Genomic DNA, 18954 nt, shown 5'->3' with positions numbered 1-18954 from the left:
AGCCGATTCCCCAGCCGTCCCTCTGCGTCGCGCTCCGTCCACTTCGGCCTGGTTGGTCTGATGCTCATGCCTCCGGTCCAGCCAGGGTGAAGGCGTCCTTGGTCAGCTCCGCGCGAAGTCGCTGCTCGGCCACGTCGGCGTAGTGCGAGGACAGCTCGACGCCCACGAAGCGACGGCCCTCTCGAAGAGCTGCGACGCCCGTGGAGCCGCTGCCGGTGAACGGGTCGAGGACGGTGCCGCCCTCGGGGCAGACCTGTACGAGCTGCTGCATGATCTCGACGGGCTTCTGGGTGATGTGCACCCGGTCCTTACGGGGCTGGGAGGCGATGTAGTGGCCGGGCAGGTAGAGGTCGCGGGTGTTGTCGAGGGATCCCTTGACGCCCCAGACGATGAACTCGGAGTCCTGCTTCGGCCCGCCCTTGCGGGGCCGGCTGGCGGGCTTGATCCACGGGATGGTGCCGCTCCACGTCCACCCGGCCATCTGCAGGGCGTCGGACGTTGTCGGTTCCTGGCGCCAGTCGGAGAAGACCATGGCCACCGCGTGCTCGGTCGAGGCTCGGTACGCCTCGGTGAGCAGTTCGGTCAGCCAGGAGCGGTAGGAGCGCTGGTCGCGGTTCTCGCCGGGGAAGTTGGCGAGGTCGTGGGCGCTGTTGCTGGTGACGTACTTGGCGCGCGCGGTCCGTCCGGTGCGTTCCGAGCTCGTCCGGCCGCCGGAGTTGTACGGCGGGTCGGTGATCACGGCGTTGACGCTCTCGTCCGGCAGGGACTTCAGCACGGTCAGGGCGTCGCCTCGGTGCAGCGTGTAGCTCATGAGAAGGGCCTCTCTCAGGGCATGGCAGGGCTGGGACCCGCTCCGGGCAGCGCTCAACGGCGTTCCTCTGGGGCGGGGTTGTGCTGGAGGTTAGCGGCGGTCTCCGGCCGTACCTAACGAGCCGGTCCGCGCCGCGGACCCCGGTCCGGGAGTCGTTTGGTGCGGCCGGAATCCCGGTCTACTGTCTCGCCGTGTCACCGGGCAGGAGCCTCGCTCCACCCTCGCTGACCTGTCCTTTCCGTGCTGTCTCGTCCAGTCGAGCGGTATCAGAGGCGCCTTGCCCTCTTCCTTCCCGCACACCGTCAGGAGCCTCGGTGTACTGCCTGAGATTACGAGCGCGGCTGGCTGCCGCGCGTGACCTGAGACCGGCGTCCGGGAGCTACCAACTCCTCTGACCTGGGGCCGCCCGAGCGGCGGATGCACATCGGCGCGGTGCCGGCGGCTTTGCACGAGAAGTCGGCACCGCGTCTCCTACGAACACCGAGGAGCCGCTGCGATGCAGCATGCCCTGATACATCCGCGCCCCGACCCGACGCCGTCACCCGGCCGGCACCGCCGCCTCCGTGAACGGCGCCGGCGATGAAGAAGACCACCAAGGGCGTCGTCGGTCTCTGCGCAACCGCTCCGCTACTGATGGCCGTTCCGATTCTCGCCATCGGGGCCGGGACCGCCTCGGCCTCCTGCTCGACCGGCGGTGCACAGGATGTGGACACCGCCGCCGTCGCCACCCAGGTGAAGGCCATCCTGGACGGCGGCGACAAGGGCTCGGTCTCCGTGCCGGGCCTGGACGACCCGGCCGAGCAGGTGCCCAACGCCAAGACGATCCAGGCCACCGGCGTGGCGATGAACATCCCGGCCCGCGGGCAGGTCGTGGCCCTGGCGACCGCCCTGCAGGAGAGCGGCCTTCGGAACCTGACCTACGGCGACCGCGACTCGCTGGGGCTTTTCCAGCAGCGGCCGTCGATGGGCTGGGGCACGGCGAACGAGATCCTCGACCCGGTGCACGCCTCGACCAAGTTCTACGAGGGGCTGCGAAAGGTCTCGGGCTGGCAGTCCCTGTCCGTCACGCAGGCCGCCCAGGCGGTGCAGCGTTCGGGTTTCCCTGAGGCGTACGCCAAGTGGGAGCCCCTGGCCACCGCTCTGCAGAAGGCCATCGAGCCCCTGCTGCCGAAGGCCGGTGGCGCGTCACCGGACCCTTCGCCATCCGGCTCGGCCGGCACCGGCATCCCTGCGCCCGGTATCGCGGGCGGTTGCAGTGCCGAGGGGGACGGGACCGACTTCGGCACCATCCCGCCCGGCGCGCTGCCGACCGAGTACAAGATCCCCGCTAACGCTCCGCGAGAGGTCCAGACGGCAATCCGGTGGGCGCTCGGCCAGCTCGGCACGCCGTACCAGTGGGGCGGGACCTGCACGAACTCCCACGGCAAGGACGCCATGGGCCGGTGCGACTGCTCCTCCCTGATGCAGCAGGCGTACAAGGCCGCCGGGGTCACCCTGACGCGGACGACGTACACGCAGGTCAAGGAGGGCAAGGCGGTGTCGGTCGACACCCTCCAGCCGGGGGACCTGCTCTTCACCGAGGGGACGGCCGCCGTACCCGAGCACGTCGGGATGGCCATCGGGCAGGGCCTGATCGTGCACGCCCCGCACACCGGCGACGTGGTCCGCATCACGACCCTCGCCTCCTGGAAACCGCGGATTCTCGCGGCCCGCCGAGTCGTCTGACCGGCGCTTCTTCCCCTCTCCCCCATTCCTCGCACCGCCGCTTCGCTCTAGCGGGTTTGGGCGTACACGTAATCGAACTGGAGTTCTCCATGTATCTCGCCGACCAGGTCATTCAGCTCGCCTACGATCCCGGAATCAAGCCGAACGAGGGCGGTCTGCCGGGCCTGTCCGTCCTCAAGCAGGTGATGGGCTCCATCAACCTCTTCGGGCTCATCGCCGTGGTCGGCGCCCTCGCCGTCAGCGCGGGCGTATGGGCCTGGGGCCACCACTCTGGCGGCCACCAGGCGGAGGCCAACGGCAAGAAGGGCGTGCTGGTGAGCGCCGGCGCGGCCCTTCTGCTCGGTGCGGCGAACGGCGTGGTGGCCTTCTTCAGCACGCTGGGGACGCAGGTCCACTGATGGCTCAGCACTCCACCCACCCCGGCGGCGCGTCTCGCGTGCGCCGCCGGGCGCTACTCGGCACCGTCGTCCTGGTGGTGCTCGTCGCCCTCGCCGGCCTGGCCGCGTACCTCACCCGCGACGGCAGGAGCCCCGCCGAAGCTCCTGCTCCACCACCGAGTTCTCCCAGGGTCTCCTCCTCACCGGCGTCGCCGTCCGGGCCGCTCACGCCGCACACCCGTCCCCATGCCCTTCCGGTCCCGCCGAAGACCCATGACCCGATCGCGTACGGGAAGGCAGCCGCAGCAGCGCTGTGGTCCTACGACACCCGTGCGTACTCGCAGCCCGAGCTGCGGAAGGCTCTGCGCGGGTGGCTGACCACGGAGGCGAAGTACGTCGATCCGGCGTCGGTCGACAAGGTCGTTCCCTCGGCTGTGCTGTGGAAGGAGATGGCCGCCAACGGCCAGTTCGCCACGGCCAAGGTGTACGAGGGGCACTTCCCGAACGCGTTCACCCGGGCCCTGCAGGAAGACCCCGGCGCGATCACCCAGGCGTACGTCTACGCCGTCACGGTCTCCGGCAAGCAGTCGATCGCCTGGAAGGGCTCGCCCGCCGGCGGCGCGGAGAGCCGTGGCACCACGCTCGCGGTCCAGTGCCGGCCCGACCACCCCTGCGCCCTTGTCGGCGTCATGCCGTCCGTCGTGCCCTAATCCCCGTTCGAGATTCGAGAAAGGAGGTAGCACCATGGGAGTCTGCGACTTCCCGCTGATGGACAAGGTGTGCGGCGCCGTCGACTTCGCCACCAACCCCGCCGGAACCGTCACGGACGGCATCGGCGCGTGGATCGCGAAGTCGATGGGCGAACTGGCGGCCAGCGCGGCCGATCTCGCCGCCAAGGCCGTCAACGAGACGACCGCCATCGACCTCAACGCCGGATGGTTCCGGGACAACTACGAGCTCCTGCTGCCCATCGGGCTCGCTCTGACCGTCGGCATCTTCTGCATCCAGCTCATGACCGCGGCCTGGCGACGCGACGAACGCGCCCTTGCTCAGGCCGCGTTCGGCACCATGACCGGCGTCCTCTTCAGCTTCTCTGCCATCGCCTTCACCACCGTCGCCATCACCGTGGTCGACGCCCTGTCGGACGGACTGTTCCAAGCAGCCAACACCTCCGTCGACGACGCGATCCGGCGCGTGGTGAAGGTCAACCAGTTGGGGGCGATGTACGGCCTCGGCTGGGGCGTCCCAGCCCTGGTCGCCCTCGGGTGCGCGATCGGCGCCTTCCTCTACTGGGGCGTCATGGTCGCCCGCAAGGTCGGCGTCCTGATCATGGTCTCGCTCGCCGTGTTCGCCGGCGCCGGCGGCGGCTGGGAGGTCGCCAAGCGGTGGCGGCGCGGCTGGATCGAGGCCACCGCCACCCTGGTCGTCTCCAAGCTCCTCATGACCGTGGTCTTCCTCATCGGCGTCTCCGCCATGGGCAAGAGCGACGCCAGCGACGGGATGGCGGCCCTGTCCGACGCCATGGCGGGCATCGTCGTGATGGTCCTCGTGCTGCTCTGCCCGTACGCGACGTACAAGTTCGTGCACTGGGCCAGTGACGGCGGCGGCCACGACGACCTGCACCGCACCGGCGTCGCCGGCATGGCGGTCGCCGCCGGGGCGGCGAAGACCGCGGCCACCCTGGCGATGCAGGCCGGCACCGGTGCTCCCGCTCCCCAGGGCCCGAACAAGGTCCCCGGTGCGGGCGCCGACGGCGTCGCCTCCGGCATCAATCCCGCCGGCGGCAACCTCAGCAAGGAGGGCATCGACGCCGGTCCGCCCAGGCAGCAGACCCGCTTCCGGTACGGCGAGGACCCGAACGCGACCGGCGACAAGGGCCGGGCCCTGATCCAGCGGCCCGGGATCCCACCGCTGATCACGCGTCCCGGCGCGGACGAAACGGAAGGGTCCGAGATGGTCGTCCACGGCGTCACCGGCACTTCCGACCATCTGGTCGGCGCATCAGCACCGGGCGGCAGCATGACCTCCCTGCCGCCCGTCGGCCCCGCGACCGCGCCGCCGCCCCCTGCCGGGCCGTCGGCCACCGGTTCTCCGACGCCGACGAACTGGGTGTTCCCCACCCAGCCGCCGTCGGGTTCCTGACCCACCGCACCCGGGGCGGGCCGTATCCCACGGCCCGCCCCACCCTGACCGACCAGCACAGGAGTCCCCCATGACCTCCAGAAGACCGCCGCGCGCCCGTCCTCCGCCCGCCCCCACCGTCTGGAACCACCATGTCCGGCAAGCACCAGGCCCCCACGGCCACCGTGAAGTTCCCCCACCGCAGCAGGCGCGGCATTCTGCTCGGCCTGACCGCCCCGCAGCTGATCGTCGCCGGCCTCACCGGCCTTCTCCTTCTCGCCGTCGTCCTCACCCGCGGCGTGGTCGGCGCCCTCCAGCTCATCCCGCTGTGGGCCGTCATCGCCCTGTTCGTCTTCGTCCGCCACCGTGGCCGTGCCCTGGCGGACTGGGCTCCGATCGTCACCCGGTACGTCCTGCGCCGGATGCGCGGCCAGCTCGTCTGGCTCACCCGGCCCTCCCGTCGGCCGACCCGCGAAGGACTCCTCCACCTTCCCGGCACCGCCGCCAGCCTGCGCGTGGTCACCGCCCCCGACGGCCGGTACGGGGCGGTCCACGATCCCCACAGCGGCACGCTGACCGCCGTGGTCAAGGTCTCCTCCCGCGCCTACGCGCTGCTCGACCCGGGCACCCAGCAGGCCAACGTCAACGGCTGGGGACGCGCGCTGGCCGCGCTGGCCCGTACCGGGCAGGTCGCCCGCATCCAGGTGATCGAGCGCACCGTCCCGGACTCCGGCGACGCGCTTCGCCGCTACTGGGAAGAGCACGGTCGGCCCCACGCCCCCATGGCCGGCGCGATCTACAGCGAGCTGATCCAGAGCGCGGGCCCGGCGGCGGCACCCCACGAGGCGTACGTCGCGGTGGCGCTGGACACCAAGGCCGCGCGGCGGCTGATCAACCAGGCCGGCGGTGGCCTGACCGGCTCCTTCAGCGTCCTGGCGCAGCTGACCTCCACCTTCGACCAGGCCGCGCGGACCGCCGGGCTCAACCCCACCGGCTGGCTCACCGCCCACGAGATCGCTGCCGTCGTGCGCACCGCCTACGACCCCAAGGCCCTCACCGCGCTGGACCGGTGGTCCACCGTAGGTCGTCCCGAGGCCGAGCCCGCAGCTGCCGGCCCCGTCGTGGTCGTCGAGAAGGCGGACCACATCGCGACCGACTCGGCCGTCCACGCCACGTACTGGGTGGAGAACTGGCCCAGGACCGAAACGTCGGCCGGCTTCCTGCACCAGCTCCTGTTCACCGGCGGCGTCCGGCGCACGCTGTCGCTCTCCTACGAGCCGAAGGGACTGGACGCCGCCCTGCGCGACGTCCAGCGCAAGAAGGCCAGCGTGATCGCCGATGCCGCCGAGCGGGCCCGGCGCGGCCAGGTCGACTCCGAGGCGGACTCGATCGAGTACCAGGACATCAAGTCCCGCGAGCGCCAGCTCATCGCGGGCCACGCCGATGTCGCCCTGACCGGGCTGCTGACCGTCTCGGCCGACTCCGAGGACGAACTCCGCTCCGCCTGCGCGGTCGTGGAGACCGCCGCCGTCGGCGCCCAGCTCGACGTCCGACCGCTGACCTGGCAGCAGGCCGAAGCGTTCACCGCCGCCGCCCTGCCGCTCGCGCTCGCCGCCTGACGCCGGCCCATCCCTCCCTTCGAAAGAGCACCCCCATGTCCCGCACCGCCAGCCCGACCGCGCAGGACTTCGTGCCCTTCGCCACCGCCGCGCTCGACTTCCACCGCGCGCTCAACCTCCCCGGCGGCCCGCTCGTCACCACTCGGGCCGAACTAGACGCTCTGCACGCGCATCTCGTCTCGGTGCACGGGCTGCTCGACGCCCATGCCGCCCGTACCGGTCAGCTCGTACCGATCGAAGGCGACCAGCTTCGCGCCGCCCGCACCCGCATCTGGCAGGCCGCCGACCACGTCCACGCCGCCTACCACACGGCGCCCCGGACGGACTCCGGCGAGGTGCCCGAACCCGAGGCGTGCCAGGCCGGCCTGCCCGAAGGGGCACCCGAGCTGACCATCTGCCAGCGCCACCAGCGCGCCGCACACCTGGTCCGCCGCCGTACCACCCCGGCCGACCTGCACACGCCGTTCACCGGCCTCGTCCGCCGCTGACCCCATCACCTGCCTGGAGAAACGTTCATGCCCCGTACCCGTGCCAGCGCCTCTCCCCTGTACGTGCCGCACAAGGTTTCGCGGGCCCAGCAGAGGGCCGCCCGAGCCGGATTCGCCGAGGCCCGCCGCCAGGCGCGCCTCGCCGGCACCCCGCCCAAGCACCGCGCCGAGGAAACCCTCGACCCGGAGCTGCGGCCGGCCTACCCGCCGACAGGTCGTCCCGGTCCGGCCTCGGCCCGGGGCGGCAAGCTCCGCCTGCCCGCCCACCGGATGACCACCGCCACCGCTTCGGGGGCCTACCCCTTCGTGGCCGAGGGCGGCCTGGGAGCGGAGGGCATCTTCATCGGCCGCGACGTCCACGCCGAAGCCGCCTTCTGCTTCGACCCGTTCTCGCTGTACAGCAGCGGGCGGATCGAGGGCTTCACGAACCCCAACGCGGTCCTCGCCGGGATCATCGGCATGGGCAAGTCCGCGCTGGCGAAGTCCATCGCCACCCGGTCGATCGCCCACGGCTACCGGATCTACATTCCCTGCGACCCGAAGGGTGAGTGGACCAGCGTCGCACAGGCCCTCGGCGGCTACAGCATCGCCCTGGGCCCCGGCCTCCCGGGCAGGCTGAATCCCCTGGACGCCCCGGCCCGGCCCGCCTCCGTCAGCGAGGAGGACTGGGCGACCGAGGTCCGAAAGCGGCGTCTGCTGCTCCTGGCCGGTCTGGCGCGCACCGTCCTCAAGCGCGACCTGTTGCCGATGGAGCACACCGCACTCGACCTCGCCCTCGACCTGGTCGTCGCCGAGGCAGCCGCCCGTGGCACGGTCCCGCTGCTCGGAGAGATCGCGCACGCCCTCGGCTCGCCCGAACGCCTCGACCGGGCCCTCGGCCAGCAGGCCGGACACCTCGGGTCGGCCGCCCAGGACCTCGCGCACGCCCTGCGCCGCCTGGTGCACGGCGATCTGAGCGGCATGTTCGACGCCCCCTCGACGGTGGCCTTCGACCCGACCGCGCCGATGCTGTCCATCGACCTGTCCCGGCTCGGCGGCGCCGGCGACGACACCGCGTTGGTCTTGGCCATGACCTGCGCCTCGGCATGGATGGAGAGCGCTCTGTCCAATCCGGACGGGGGCCGGCGCTGGGTGATCTACGACGAGGCATGGCGGCTGATGAGGCACGTCGGCCTGCTCGAACGAATGCAGAGCCAGTGGAAGCTCTCCCGTGGTCTCGGCATCGCGAACCTCATGGTCATCCACCGGCTCAGCGACCTGCTCTCGGCGGGCGACGCAGGCTCGCGCGGCCGGGTGCTGGCCGAGGGCCTCCTGGCCGACTGCTCCACCCGCATCATCTACCGCCAGGAGCCCGACCAGCTCGCCGCCGCCGCGTCGCTGCTGGGCCTGACGGGCGTCGAGACCCAGGCGGTGTCCGCCCTGACCAAGGGCCGGGGTCTGTGGAAGGTCGCGGGCCGGTCCTTCATTACGCAACACATCCTGCACCCGGCCGAACGCGAACTGTTCGACACCGACGCCCGCATGTCGGCATAGGGCCTGTCCAGAGGATCGATCATGTCCACTTCTCCCAGTTCTCCCGGCCTGGCCGAGAATCGGCCGCCGGCGGCCACCGACCGCCTGGCGTGGCGGAGGCACATCCCGACGCTGGCCTCCGCCGCCGCCGGAATCAGGCAGGCGTCCGACGCCTGGGACGCGGTCTCGGACTCCTTCTGCGACGGCGACGGCTGGCCCGTCGACGAGCAGGGATACGAGGACGGCAAGGTGAAACGCGACGCCGAGGCGTGGAAACACGTCGAGGTCTTCCTCGCCCACGGTCCCGAGGTCCTGGCCGGCGTCCGCGCCGCCGCCCGTGATGCCGACTACGTCGAGGGGCCGGCCAGCGAAGACCTCCGCCGACTGCGCGGCATCGACACCACCCTGGAACGGGCGGGACAGCTCCAGCGCGAGTGGGATCAGATCATGGCCCTCATGGACGCGTCGCTCCCCGGCTCGCGGAAGCTCTATGAGAGCGAGGCGGAGGAGAACCGCAACGCCGACGGCTGGCACTACGCCGACGAGTTGTCCATCCGCGGCCCGGCCCTCGTACGGGCCGCCGACTTCCTGGCCGGCCGAGCGGACCGCGAACAGTCCTCGCGGACCGAACAGGCACGCGTGGCCCTCGCCCGATCCGCCTCCGGGCGGCGCGGGCCCGTGCCCGCTTCTCCACCGGCGCCACTGGCACCCGGCCCACCGGTGCCGAGGCGCTCCCACTGACACACGTAGCACCAGGCCCCGGCGGGACCAAACCTCCCGATAGCCAGATCCTCGCGCACCACCGCCCGCCCGGCACCGCGTGCCCGCAGCCCGCGCCGCCGACCGCTGGAACACCCCACCATGGAGAAAACCCATGCACCAGGACAACCCCCTGATCACCTTCGAGCGAGAGGGGCCACACATCACCGCGTGGACCAGCACCTCCTCCTCGCCTGTCGTCTCCGCGGGCCCGAAAGAGGATCACGGGTACGGCTACCTCACCGCTCCCCTCCGCCAACGCGGCCTGGAGGTCACCGTCGAGTACGGCCTGAGCGACTACATCGTCCACGCCGCCCTCCCTGACGGCAGCTCGCTGATCATCTCGCCGCCGCAGGAACCACCCAGCGAGGACACCGAGTTCCCCGAGAGCTGGACGGCGATCCGCCACCGGGACACCAGGCCCTCGGTGTACGAAGAGATCTACGACTCGGAACCCGACGGTCCTAACGCCCGGTACGGCGGCAGCGTCCCGAGTCTGCTCGCCGCCATCGACACGCGCCTGGACCAACTCGGCGTGCCGCCACGCCCCGAGCAGCAGCGCTCCTCGCAGGAGCACGCCGCGGACGCCGTGCTCCACCGTGCGGGCTTCATCGCCGCCGTCTCGTTCGACGGGGAGCGCTACCACCGGCTGCCCACGGCCATGACCGATCCGACCGAGCAACGGCGGGCGGTGACCCGGGCTTTCGCCGCGCTGCAGGACGAGGGCTTCACCGTCCTGTGCGACTCGGCCCTGCTCACGTCCAAGGGCCGAAGCCCGATAGACCGGAACGCCCTGCCGGTCTCTGCTCAGCCACGGGTGAGCGCTGCTCTCGCGCCCTCGCCGTCGGCCGGACCGCGCACGGTCCGCACGCGCCCGGCGACGGCCCCTCCCCCACGTCCCGTGCTTCCAGCCGCACGTCCCTCCACCACCCCTGGTCGCTGATCTCTTCCCGTCTCGGAGTACGCCGCATGCCCCTCACCAGGAGAACCGTTCCGGCCCCCGACCTCCCTCGTCATCGAGCCCGCACCGGATGGATCAGCCGTGTTGCCCACCTCCGCCGAAGATCTGCTTGCCGACGTCACCGTCGGCCGCCACCCCGACTACGGCATCGTCGCCGCGAACCCCAAGAACCTCGCCGCCGGCACCTGGATGCTGGAGCGGCTCGACTTCCGCCCAGTCCTGGGCGAGCCGACCCTGTACGCCCTGACCGACCAGCAGCGTGACGGGCAGGGCCGCGCCACCCGGGCCGTCGCGCTGCTGCGCAACGCCGGCTTCCGGGTCGACACGGACGCCGTGTTCAACCCCTCCCTGGTACCCGGCGCGGGGCCCGTCCCGTCCCAGGCTCCGCACCCCGAGCCCGATGTCGCGTTCGCCGAGCATCCGCGGCTCGGCATCGTCGCGGCCATCGACAGCCGCGCCTCCGGGCTCACCGGACTCGCCCTGGTCGAACACGGCTGGCGGCACGATCCCCGCCTGGACATCTACACACTGCCCGCCACCACCAGCCGCGACGAAGCTCTGGGGAAGGTCGCCAACGCCACGCTGGCCCTGCACCGTTCCGGTGTCCAGGTCGCGGTGCAGCCCCGCCTCGCCCAGGACGTAGCGGCCCGCCACCACCCCGCGCCCACCTCGTCCCACGACCGCATCCAGGGCGCTAGCCGTAGTTCTCCGATCGTGGCCGCCGCGCTCGCCGCCAGCCCGGCCCTCGTCAGTCTCCCGGGCAAGGCGCCGGCGTCGCCTCCCGCCACCTCCATCACGGCGGCCCGGCCGGTCGACCCACGCCCCGCGTTCTCCCGCAGCCGCTGATCCAACTCCCGTAAGGAAACTTCCCCATGGCCGTGAAGACCATCTGGCCGATCAACCACCTGCCATTCAATGTCGTTCCTTGGCGAGTGGACGAGAACCTGCCCCTTGCCCTGGGCCCCTCAGCACACCGTTCACGCCGCGCAGAAGGCCTCGCTCCTGGGGTCAAGGCCGGGGCGGGCACTCCAGGATCCGGCCGTCGACGGTCCCGATGAGCAAGTGCCCTTGGGGCGCGACAGCAAGAGACAGTGCGGTGGTCGGTGCTCCTTCGACCTCGAGCTCGGTGTTCCATCGCACCGAGCCGTCGGCGGCGTCCAGTGCTGTCAGGGCGCCAGAGTTGTCGGCCACGTAGACGGTATCCCCGTCGGTGTCGAGGGCGGTGGCGGGATGATCGGTGCGGTGCTGCCACCGCACTGAGCCGTTCAAGGATCGCCGCACTGTGTAGGCCCCACCGGGTTGGAGCCCGTGGCCATGGTGGACAGTGCCGGCATAGACCAGGGACTGCCCGATTTCGACTGCGGGACCCCCGAAATGGTGCTCCGCCGGTACCCAGGAGTGCGGAAAGAGCGGCCGCAATGTCCCATCGGCACCCAGGGCGGTGACCCATTTTTCCCTATGCGGCTTGTCCGGATCAGTACCGACCAGGACGTACGGACGGCTCGCACGACGGACGGCGAACGGATGATTGAACAGGTCGAAGTGGCCGACCTCCGGACCGTTCACCGGACCGTCCAGGTCGAACATCACCAGCCGTTCGGGACGCTTGCGGCGGCCGCCCAACGGCCTCAGGATCACCCTTTGGCCACCTGCGACGAGAACCGTGAACACGCCCGGGCTCAGGGTCTCCAGCACCTGCCCTGTATCGACGGCGATCCGGGCGACTCGGGGTGCGGAGGTCTCCCAGCGCCTTCCCTTGCGGCGACTGCGGCGCTCGGCATTAGTCCAGACCGATGTGCCGTCGGAGGCCAGAACCAGCTGTCGGCCGCCTTCCTCGTCCTCAACCGCCCATTGCAGATCTCCTGATGGCAGCCACGACTCCGCCAAGATTCCGTCCAGAGCGGCCAGCACACGGCCGTCCTCCGTACCTTCGACAGCCCACACCCGCCGGCGCACGGACCACTGCCGGCCGGCCGAGACCGCGAGGTCCGCGAGGGTTCGGCGGGCTTCCGCACTGTTATCCGGCCGGTCGACCGATTCCGCGGGGGCGGCCAGCTCCTCGGCACCGATCGCCCCCCGCCCGACGGCACCCCAGTCCGAACGAGCCACGACGACCGTATGCCCCTGCTCGTGTGCCTGCGGGTTCTCCCAGTCGTCACACGGCGCCAAGACCAGACGAAGTGCCGTCCCGCTGCGCCATTCCACGCTGATGACCTCCCGCGGGTACAGCAACGTGGACACCACGTCGCCGGAGTCCAGGTGGATCAGCAGCAACTCGCCTTCGAAGGAATAGCCGCCGTCGTAGCGCCCCGTACCAACGGCCAACAGGGGAAGAACGGGGTGGAAGGCGAGAGAACGAACGGGGTACCGAGACCGGACCAGGTGCCGACACCGCAGCCCATCCTGCTCATAGACACCGATCCGATGCCCCGTCCAGCGGGAGTCCGCGGTCCCACTGCCACTCCACTGGACATGCCCGAGGTCCCCACCCACAGCGACCGTCCGCGAGCGCTCGTCAACGACGGCCAGAGCAGGTTCTCCGATCTCGGCGAATGGGCCGTCGCCGAACACGCGTCGGACTATCGGCACGAGGGTCATACAGGGTTCCTCCCAGGGCGGCACATGAACGACCGCCGTCCCGGGCGCGGCACGGCGGCAGCTCATGATCCCGTCGAGCGGCGGGGTACACCATTGGATTTCATCCGGGCAAAGCGCTGCCCCGTACAGCCTGTGCCCATCTGGGTGAACGTGGCGAGCTGACGGCATTGCGATCCCCCTGTCTCGCGAGACACACAAATCGCGAAGAACACAGCTGCGGCCATAAAGCCGACCGAGAACCCCTACTTCTAGCCGCTCGGTGCCCCGCTGCGGCGGGGCACCGAGTCCTCCTCTCCCGCCAAGGTCAGGGACGGGTGAGCACGGCGTCTATCAGGGATCCCCGGCCGGGCCAAATCCCGAATCCTGCTGATCCTCTCCCTGTTGGTCCGACCTCCGGACCCTCGTTTCTTCCTTCTCTTTCGAGGTAGACACCGTGATCGCCCACCTGCAGCGCGCCAGCGACACCGTCGGCCTGCTCGCGTACCTGTATGGGCCGGGTGAGCGCCGCAACCACACCAGCCCCCGGTTGATCGCGGGCGACGGTCACGGGGCCCCAATCGAACTGCTCGCCGAGCCGGGTTTGCTGTCCTACCTGGCCCGCGCTCTCGACGCGCCCGTCGAGCGTCTCGGGACCCGCGCCCCCGTGCAGCCGACCTGGTTCTGTTCGGTCCGCTCCGACCCGCGTCGGCCCGACCTCACCGACTCGCAGTGGGCCACCGTCGCCCGCAGCCTGGTGTCCGCCGTCGGGCTCGCCCCGGACGGCGATCCCGACGCCTGCCGGTGGATCGCCCTGCGCAACCAGACCCGGCAGGTGCACATCGTCGCCACTGTCGCCCGTGAGGACGGCGGTCTCCACAACACCTACCGCGCCGTCTTTCGCGTGCAGACCGAGTGTCGGCGCCTCGCTGCCGAGCTGAGGCACCTGCCCGCCGCTCCCGACCCGACCCCCCGCGCCCAGGAGGCCCACGTGCCTGCTCCTTCGATCATCATTACGTCCGAGTTCAGCGGCAGCGTCGTGGCAAAGGGGGCCACCGACGATCTCTCCGCCTCGATCCTCAAGCATGCTGGCTTCCAGCAGATCGACGACTGGCACGGCCGGCGCCATCGCCTTCCCACCACCACCCCAATCGCTGACAAGGTCGCCATCGCCGCCCACGCAGCCGAGATGCTCCGCGCCGCCCGCTACAGCGTCGACCTGCCTCCCTCCCTGGACACGGCCCGGATGAGCGCGCCGGCGCACCCCCTCGGGCCCTATGCCGCCGGAGCGGAACTCCTCCAGATCACCGACCGGATCCGATCGGCCGAGAACGGGGCCGACCTTCAGCGGGCGGTCGACCATCTCCTTCACCCCGAGCACGGCGCCCTGGAGCGCGTCCGCGAAGCGTTGGAGGCAGCCAGCGAGCACATCAACGACCTCGACGACGAGGCGTACCCGCTCGCCGACCGGTTCGGCTTCGCTGCGGAGTTCGTCAGCTCGGCGCAGTCCGAACTCGTCGATTCCGGGGCCGAGCTGCGCCGTGTCGGCAACACGCAGCAGCCCGAGACCGAGACGCGGACGCGCTCCCCGAAACTGCCCGATCACCGGGACGCCGCTCTGGCCACTTCGCCAGCCGTGGCCAAGGCCAAGGTTTTCCCGTCCCTCGGCGTCGAGGCGACGGACTCCACTGTGACCGTGCGGCCGTCGCACGCCCCTGGTCCGCGACGGTGACTCTGGTGATCTCGTCGTACGCGCCCGCCGTCCTGGCTCCCGCCTACCTCACGCGGGTGGTCGATGCCCTTGCCGACAACCGGACCCCGTCAGTCGGACCAACACCGGCACCAGCGCCCCGCCATCCACCACGCCGCCCCGTCCGCGGAACGCGCCGCTCCCTCTCCCGATGAAACCTTCCGCTCGATCCGCAAGGAGTAGGCCCATGAGTTGCACGAGAGCCGAGCGCGCCCCGCCTTGCCCGCTCGCACCCCAAGGAACCGCCCGTGCCTTCCCCGCGCACCAGCGCGCCGTCGACCACCACCGGATCCGACGCGCTCCTCCATCTCCTGTTCGGCGCCCTCGGCGCCGCCATGGCCTTCGGCTCCCTCGCCTGGCTGACCGGCAACCTCACCAACTCCCTTGTAGGAAGCGGCCGGTGGGCCCCGCCCCGCGCCACCGATGCCCTGCTGCACCCCGAGGTGCTGTGGCCGGCCCTGAGCACCACCTCGCTGCTGGTCGGCGTCCGCGTCGTGCCCGGTCTGCTCACCCTGGGCCTGATCACCGCCGGCCTGGTGCTGTGGCTGCGCTGGCGCTCCGGCGCCAAGACAGGTCTCGCCCGCAAGGGCGACTTGGCGCCGCTGCTGGACAAGGAGCTCACCACCAAGGCCAAGAGCCTGCGGCCATCCCTGAGCGGCCGGGAGTGTAAAAGAGGTCGCTCCCGCCGACCGCGGCATCCTGCTCGGCACCCTTGACCCGGGTCGAGCCGATGTCCGCGCCTCCTGGGAAGACGTGATCGTCGCCATCATGGCCCCGCGCAGCGGGAAGACCTCCGGCCTGGCGATCCCCGCGATCCTCGCGGCTCCCGGCCCGGTCCTGCTCACCAGCAACAAGGCCGCGAACGACGCGTTCACCACCACGGTGGACGCCCGTGCCGAGGTCGGCACGGTCTGGACCCTCGACCCCCAGCAGATCGCCCACCACCCGCGCGAGATGTGGTGGGACATCCTGGCCGACGCCCGCGATCTGACCGGGGCGAAGCGGCTGGCCGGGCACTTCGTCGCGGCGAGCGTGGACGAGTCGAGCGGCTCCGACTTCTGGTCCACCGCCGCGTCCAACACGCTCGGCGCCCTGTTCCTGGCCGCCTCAAGCCACCGGCGGCCGATCACCGACGTGCTGGCCTGGCTCGCCTCCCCCGCCGACCGGACCCCGGTCGACCTGCTCACCGACGCCGGCCACGACGCGGTCGCCGCACAGCTCCAGGGCACCGTCTCCGGCGCGACCGAGACGCGCGACGGCATCTATGAGACGGCGAGGCAGTACGCGAGCTGTCTGCTCGACCCGGAGGTCGCCGCCTGGGTCACCCCGAGCGCGAGCCGTCCCGAGTTCAGGCCCCTTGCATTCGCCACCTCCCGCGACACGCTGTACCTGCTGAGCAAGGACGGCGGCGGTAGCGCGTCCGCGATCATCGCGGCGGCGGCCGACGCCGTGATGCGCGCGGCCGTGATCGTCGCCGAGCGATCCGGCGGACGGCTCGACCCGCCCGCCCTGTGCGTCCTCGACGAGGCCGCCAACGTCTGCCGCATCAGCGACCTCCCGGACCTGTACAGCCACCTGGGCAGCCGGGGCGTCATCCCGATGACGATCCTGCAGTCCTACCGGCAGGGCCAGCGGTGCTGGGGCGAGGCTGGCATGGACGCCCTCTGGTCCGCCGCCACCGTCAAGATCGTCGGATCGGGCATCGACGACGCCGACTTCGCCGACCGCCTCAGCAGGCAGGTCGGTGACCACGACATCCAGACCGTCTCGGTCTCGACGAGCGAGGGCGGCAAGTCCACCTCGGTGAGCATGCGCACCGAGCGGATCCTGCCGCCCGACGCGATCCGCGCCCTGCCCAAGGGCAAGGTCCTGCTCCTGGCCACCGGCCTGCGGATCGCCATGCTCTCTATCCGGCCCTGGTACAAGGAGCCCTCGGCCAAGGTGGTCGGGCCGGCCTCGGCCCGTGCCACGAAGGCGATCACCGAGCGGGCCTTGGCGAAGACCGTCGGCCACGGCGACTTTGGGCTGTCGGCATGAGCGCGCCCACGCCGCGTTCCGCGCGACTGGCGCAGTCGCCGGTCGTCCTGCACGAGGGCCGGTGGTGGCTGGTCGGAGATGCCGGGTCGGTTCCCGTCACCGATCCCACCTTCGCCACCGCGCTGGACGACTTCGCCGAGGCGGTGGCCGCTGCCGACCGTGCGGTCGCCGATCTGCGTGCCCGGCCCAGTGAGCCGTCCGCTTCCCGCACGCGAGGTCGTCGATGAACCCGCTGCTGAAGGCCGAGCAGGCAGTCCTCGGCGCGGTGCTGCTCGACCCGGGCCAGCTCTCACACCTGGAGTGGCTCGCGCCGGATCACTTCTACCGGCCGGTCCACCAGGCGCTGTTCGCCGCGCTGCGCAAGCTCCGAGGCGATGGCCACCTTGCGGTGGAGGGCGAGGAGCCGGTGCCGCTGTCGTGGGTGACCGACGCGGTCGCCGAGGCCAGCCTCCATGTCCGGGGGCTGACCGCGTCGTACGCCCATCTGCTGGTCTCGGCCTGTCCGCGTCCGGCGCACGCTCCGGTGTACGGCCGCATGGTGCTGGAGGGGGCGATCCACCGCACCGTCACCCAGCACGCGATCCGCCTTCACCAGGAGGCTCGCACGGGCGCCCTGCGAGGCGAGGTCGAGGGAGCGCTGCACCACGCGGACGTCCTGACGGGGGTGCTCACCGATCTCGCACGGCGGTGGGGCACCGAACCGCGACCGGTCGCGCCCGCGACATCGCGGGCCCTCGACCCGCCTGCCTTTCCGCCGGCCCAGGCCGATCGTGTGGCCGAGGACGAGGAGTTCCTTCTGGCCGTCCTCGTCGAGCGGCCGGGGGCCATGGGTGAGGTGGTGGACTGGCTGCGTCCGGGCGACTTCGCCGACCCGGTCCATGGGCAGCTCTACCGGTGTCTCGGGGCGCTGCACCACCGGGGCGAGCCCATCGACCGGATCACCCTGCTCTGGGAGGCTCAGCGGCGTGGCCTTCTGGCCGACGGCACCCTGTCGGAAGACCGGTTCGCCGCGATCTGCGACGGCGTGGGGGCCGGTGACGCCGAGTGGCTCGGCAAGCGGGTGATGCGTTCCTCCCTCACGCGCACCGCCGCCGCCTCCGCCCGCGCGGTCCGCGCCCTTGCCGAGGACGAGGTCCTGGCCCCTGGGCGGCTCATCAACCACGCCCTGCACGCGCTCGGCCCGCTCGACGAGGTCCGCGCCCGTTGGCAGACCGCGAACGGCCGGCCGGCTTCACGGGCGCCATCCACCGCTTCTCCTCCGAACGGGCCGCCGGCGGCGCGGGTGCACGCGGCCCTCACCCGCAGTACGCCGCGCCCCGCTCCGTCTCCACCAGGTCGGCTCGGCCCCGGGCCCGCCCCCGCCGTCGCACGCCCGCCCTCGCGCAACCACGGCTGACGCACCTTTTCCTCCGCTCCTTCTCACGTACGGGAATTCATCGTGACCACGACCCCTCTCTCCGACGCCCTGGCCATACGTGCCATGGCCTCGGCCTTCGACGCCCAGCGCGGCAAGCTCCCAGTCCCCGGCGACCCCCACCGTCTTCCCGGCAGCGTCGCCGTCGCCCAGCAGATCTCCGAACTCGGCAAACTGATCACCGAACTGGGCGACGAGGCCCTCTTCCGCACCGTCAACGGGGTCCACAACTCCCGCACCGGGCGGGTCGTCGCCGGCTTCTCCGCCGCCGTACGGCCTGCCGGTGAAGCGGCGTCCGCACTCGGGGAGGTCGCGGAGCAGCTCGTGTTCCTGGAGCAGACCGAGCACCTGCACGAGCTGCCCGACGGACGGGAGGCCCGGGAGGCGGCGGGGCGGGTGATCGACGAGGCCCTCGGGACGGCAGACACGGCCCTGCGGGAGGCGGCCGACTCCCTGCATGCCGCCTCGACGGCGGTCTCGCCGCCGTCCTCACGGCTGCGGGCCGCCCTCGGCCGGACCACCACCCCCGTACACAAGGCCGTACCGGCTGCCCCTGCGGCACCGGCGACGGCGACGGCTGTCGTGCCCCGGACCGTACGGGGCCGGTGACATGCCCTCCACCGTCTCCCGTCCTCCGCTGATCGGGTCGCTCTGCTCCGGGTACGGCGGCCTCGACCTGGGGGTGCAGGCCGCTCTCGGCGGCACCGTGGCCTGGCAGGCGGAGGTCGATCCGAACGCCTCGCGCGTCCTGGCCCGCCACTGGCCCGGCGTCCCCAACCTGGGCGACATCACGACCGTCGACTGGT

General features: G+C 71.4%; 16 protein-coding genes and 2 pseudogenes. 16 read left to right on the top strand and 2 right to left on the bottom strand.

Annotated features, from left to right (window positions below; genetic code table 11):
* Nucleotides 1-64: 64 nt before the first annotated feature.
* A complete protein-coding gene (locus tag ACFCZ1_RS06500; RefSeq protein WP_376677245.1) occupies nt 65-811 on the bottom strand; it encodes a DNA-methyltransferase in 747 nt (248 codons plus the stop codon).
* A 579-nt stretch (nt 812-1390) separates the two neighbouring features.
* On the opposite strand from ACFCZ1_RS06500, the gene ACFCZ1_RS06495 reads away from it, so the two are divergent.
* The 10 genes from ACFCZ1_RS06495 to ACFCZ1_RS06450 all read left to right on the top strand — a co-directional run bounded on the left by ACFCZ1_RS06495 (nt 1391) and on the right by ACFCZ1_RS06450 (nt 11219).
* Nucleotides 1391-2536, top strand: a complete 1146-nt coding sequence (locus ACFCZ1_RS06495) for an NlpC/P60 family protein (RefSeq protein ID WP_376677244.1) — start codon at nt 1391-1393, stop codon at nt 2534-2536.
* Nucleotides 2537-2625: 89 nt separating this feature from the next.
* Nucleotides 2626-2934 carry a DUF6112 family protein gene (locus tag ACFCZ1_RS06490; protein WP_030195549.1) on the top strand — a complete coding sequence of 103 codons (309 nt, stop codon included), beginning with the start codon at nt 2626-2628 and terminating at the stop codon, nt 2932-2934.
* On the top strand, nt 2934-3623 hold the full coding sequence (locus tag ACFCZ1_RS06485; RefSeq protein WP_376677243.1) for a hypothetical protein: 690 nt from the start codon (nt 2934-2936) through the stop codon (nt 3621-3623). Before ACFCZ1_RS06490 ends, ACFCZ1_RS06485 begins: the two co-directional genes overlap by 1 nt.
* A gap of 34 nt (nt 3624-3657) precedes the next feature.
* Nucleotides 3658-5055 carry an ATP-binding protein gene (locus ACFCZ1_RS06480; RefSeq protein ID WP_376677242.1) on the top strand — a complete coding sequence of 466 codons (1398 nt, stop codon included), beginning with the start codon at nt 3658-3660 and terminating at the stop codon, nt 5053-5055.
* Nucleotides 5056-5186: 131 nt separating this feature from the next.
* Nucleotides 5187-6653 carry an SCO6880 family protein gene (locus tag ACFCZ1_RS06475; RefSeq protein ID WP_376677241.1) on the top strand — a complete coding sequence of 489 codons (1467 nt, stop codon included), beginning with the start codon at nt 5187-5189 and terminating at the stop codon, nt 6651-6653.
* A 35-nt stretch (nt 6654-6688) separates the two neighbouring features.
* A complete protein-coding gene (locus ACFCZ1_RS06470; protein WP_376677240.1) occupies nt 6689-7141 on the top strand; it encodes a DUF6238 family protein in 453 nt (150 codons plus the stop codon).
* Nucleotides 7142-7168: 27 nt separating this feature from the next.
* Nucleotides 7169-8674 (top strand): ATP-binding protein, encoded by a 1506-nt coding sequence (locus tag ACFCZ1_RS06465; RefSeq protein ID WP_376677239.1) that lies wholly within the window; start codon nt 7169-7171, stop codon nt 8672-8674.
* Nucleotides 8675-8695: 21 nt separating this feature from the next.
* A complete protein-coding gene (locus tag ACFCZ1_RS06460; RefSeq protein WP_376677238.1) occupies nt 8696-9394 on the top strand; it encodes a hypothetical protein in 699 nt (232 codons plus the stop codon).
* Between the two features lie 133 nt (nt 9395-9527).
* Nucleotides 9528-10355: a hypothetical protein gene (locus ACFCZ1_RS06455; protein ID WP_376677237.1), complete on the top strand. Its 828-nt coding sequence runs from the start codon at nt 9528-9530 to the stop codon at nt 10353-10355.
* A gap of 99 nt (nt 10356-10454) precedes the next feature.
* Nucleotides 10455-11219, top strand: coding sequence for a hypothetical protein (locus tag ACFCZ1_RS06450; protein ID WP_376677236.1), 765 nt, complete (start codon nt 10455-10457; stop codon nt 11217-11219).
* A gap of 162 nt (nt 11220-11381) precedes the next feature.
* On the opposite strand, the gene ACFCZ1_RS06445 is transcribed toward ACFCZ1_RS06450, so the two are convergent.
* Nucleotides 11382-12698: a PQQ-binding-like beta-propeller repeat protein gene (locus tag ACFCZ1_RS06445; protein WP_376677235.1), complete on the bottom strand. Its 1317-nt coding sequence runs from the start codon at nt 12696-12698 to the stop codon at nt 11382-11384.
* 706 nt (nt 12699-13404) lie between these two features.
* Between ACFCZ1_RS06445 and ACFCZ1_RS06440 the strand changes: the two genes are divergently transcribed.
* The 6 genes and pseudogenes from ACFCZ1_RS06440 to ACFCZ1_RS06415 all read left to right on the top strand — a co-directional run.
* Complete coding sequence (locus ACFCZ1_RS06440) at nt 13405-14679, top strand: hypothetical protein (RefSeq protein ID WP_376677234.1); 1275 nt, start codon at nt 13405-13407, stop codon at nt 14677-14679.
* 266 nt (nt 14680-14945) lie between these two features.
* Nucleotides 14946-16734: pseudogene (locus tag ACFCZ1_RS06435) on the top strand (type IV secretory system conjugative DNA transfer family protein).
* Nucleotides 16731-16961 (top strand): hypothetical protein, encoded by a 231-nt coding sequence (locus ACFCZ1_RS06430; RefSeq protein WP_376677233.1) that lies wholly within the window; start codon nt 16731-16733, stop codon nt 16959-16961. Before ACFCZ1_RS06435 ends, ACFCZ1_RS06430 begins: the two are co-directional and overlap by 4 nt.
* The gene (locus ACFCZ1_RS06425) at nt 16958-18130 is read left to right on the top strand and encodes a DnaB-like helicase N-terminal domain-containing protein (protein WP_376677232.1); all 1173 of its coding nucleotides are present in this window, start codon (nt 16958-16960) and stop codon (nt 18128-18130) included. Before ACFCZ1_RS06430 ends, ACFCZ1_RS06425 begins: the two co-directional genes overlap by 4 nt.
* Before the next feature lie 42 nt (nt 18131-18172).
* Nucleotides 18173-18757, top strand: coding sequence for a hypothetical protein (locus ACFCZ1_RS06420; protein WP_376677231.1), 585 nt, complete (start codon nt 18173-18175; stop codon nt 18755-18757).
* Between the two features lies 1 nt (nt 18758).
* A pseudogene (locus ACFCZ1_RS06415) lies at nt 18759-18941 on the top strand (DNA cytosine methyltransferase); the annotation flags it as partial.
* Between the last annotated feature and the right edge of the window lie 13 nt (nt 18942-18954).

Origin of the sequence: Streptomyces sp. NPDC056224 (genome assembly GCF_042267665.1) — a bacterium.
In the GTDB taxonomy this organism is placed as follows: Bacteria; Actinomycetota; Actinomycetes; order Streptomycetales; family Streptomycetaceae; genus Streptomyces.
Note: the sequence above shows the minus strand (reverse complement) of the source record. Positions and strands in the feature narration are given on the sequence as shown.

Coding starts and splice junctions, on each gene's coding strand:
- ACFCZ1_RS06490 (WP_030195549.1), top strand. CDS start 2,626: ATGTATCTCGCCGACCAGGTCATTCAGCTCGCCTACGATCCCGGAATC.
- ACFCZ1_RS06465 (WP_376677239.1), top strand. CDS start 7,169: ATGCCCCGTACCCGTGCCAGCGCCTCTCCCCTGTACGTGCCGCACAAG.
- ACFCZ1_RS06455 (WP_376677237.1), top strand. CDS start 9,528: ATGCACCAGGACAACCCCCTGATCACCTTCGAGCGAGAGGGGCCACAC.
- ACFCZ1_RS06425 (WP_376677232.1), top strand. CDS start 16,958: ATGAACCCGCTGCTGAAGGCCGAGCAGGCAGTCCTCGGCGCGGTGCTG.
- ACFCZ1_RS06495 (WP_376677244.1), top strand. CDS start 1,391: ATGAAGAAGACCACCAAGGGCGTCGTCGGTCTCTGCGCAACCGCTCCG.
- ACFCZ1_RS06475 (WP_376677241.1), top strand. CDS start 5,187: ATGTCCGGCAAGCACCAGGCCCCCACGGCCACCGTGAAGTTCCCCCAC.
- ACFCZ1_RS06430 (WP_376677233.1), top strand. CDS start 16,731: ATGAGCGCGCCCACGCCGCGTTCCGCGCGACTGGCGCAGTCGCCGGTC.
- ACFCZ1_RS06485 (WP_376677243.1), top strand. CDS start 2,934: ATGGCTCAGCACTCCACCCACCCCGGCGGCGCGTCTCGCGTGCGCCGC.
- ACFCZ1_RS06470 (WP_376677240.1), top strand. CDS start 6,689: ATGTCCCGCACCGCCAGCCCGACCGCGCAGGACTTCGTGCCCTTCGCC.
- ACFCZ1_RS06500 (WP_376677245.1), bottom strand. CDS start 811: ATGAGCTACACGCTGCACCGAGGCGACGCCCTGACCGTGCTGAAGTCC.
- ACFCZ1_RS06460 (WP_376677238.1), top strand. CDS start 8,696: ATGTCCACTTCTCCCAGTTCTCCCGGCCTGGCCGAGAATCGGCCGCCG.
- ACFCZ1_RS06480 (WP_376677242.1), top strand. CDS start 3,658: ATGGGAGTCTGCGACTTCCCGCTGATGGACAAGGTGTGCGGCGCCGTC.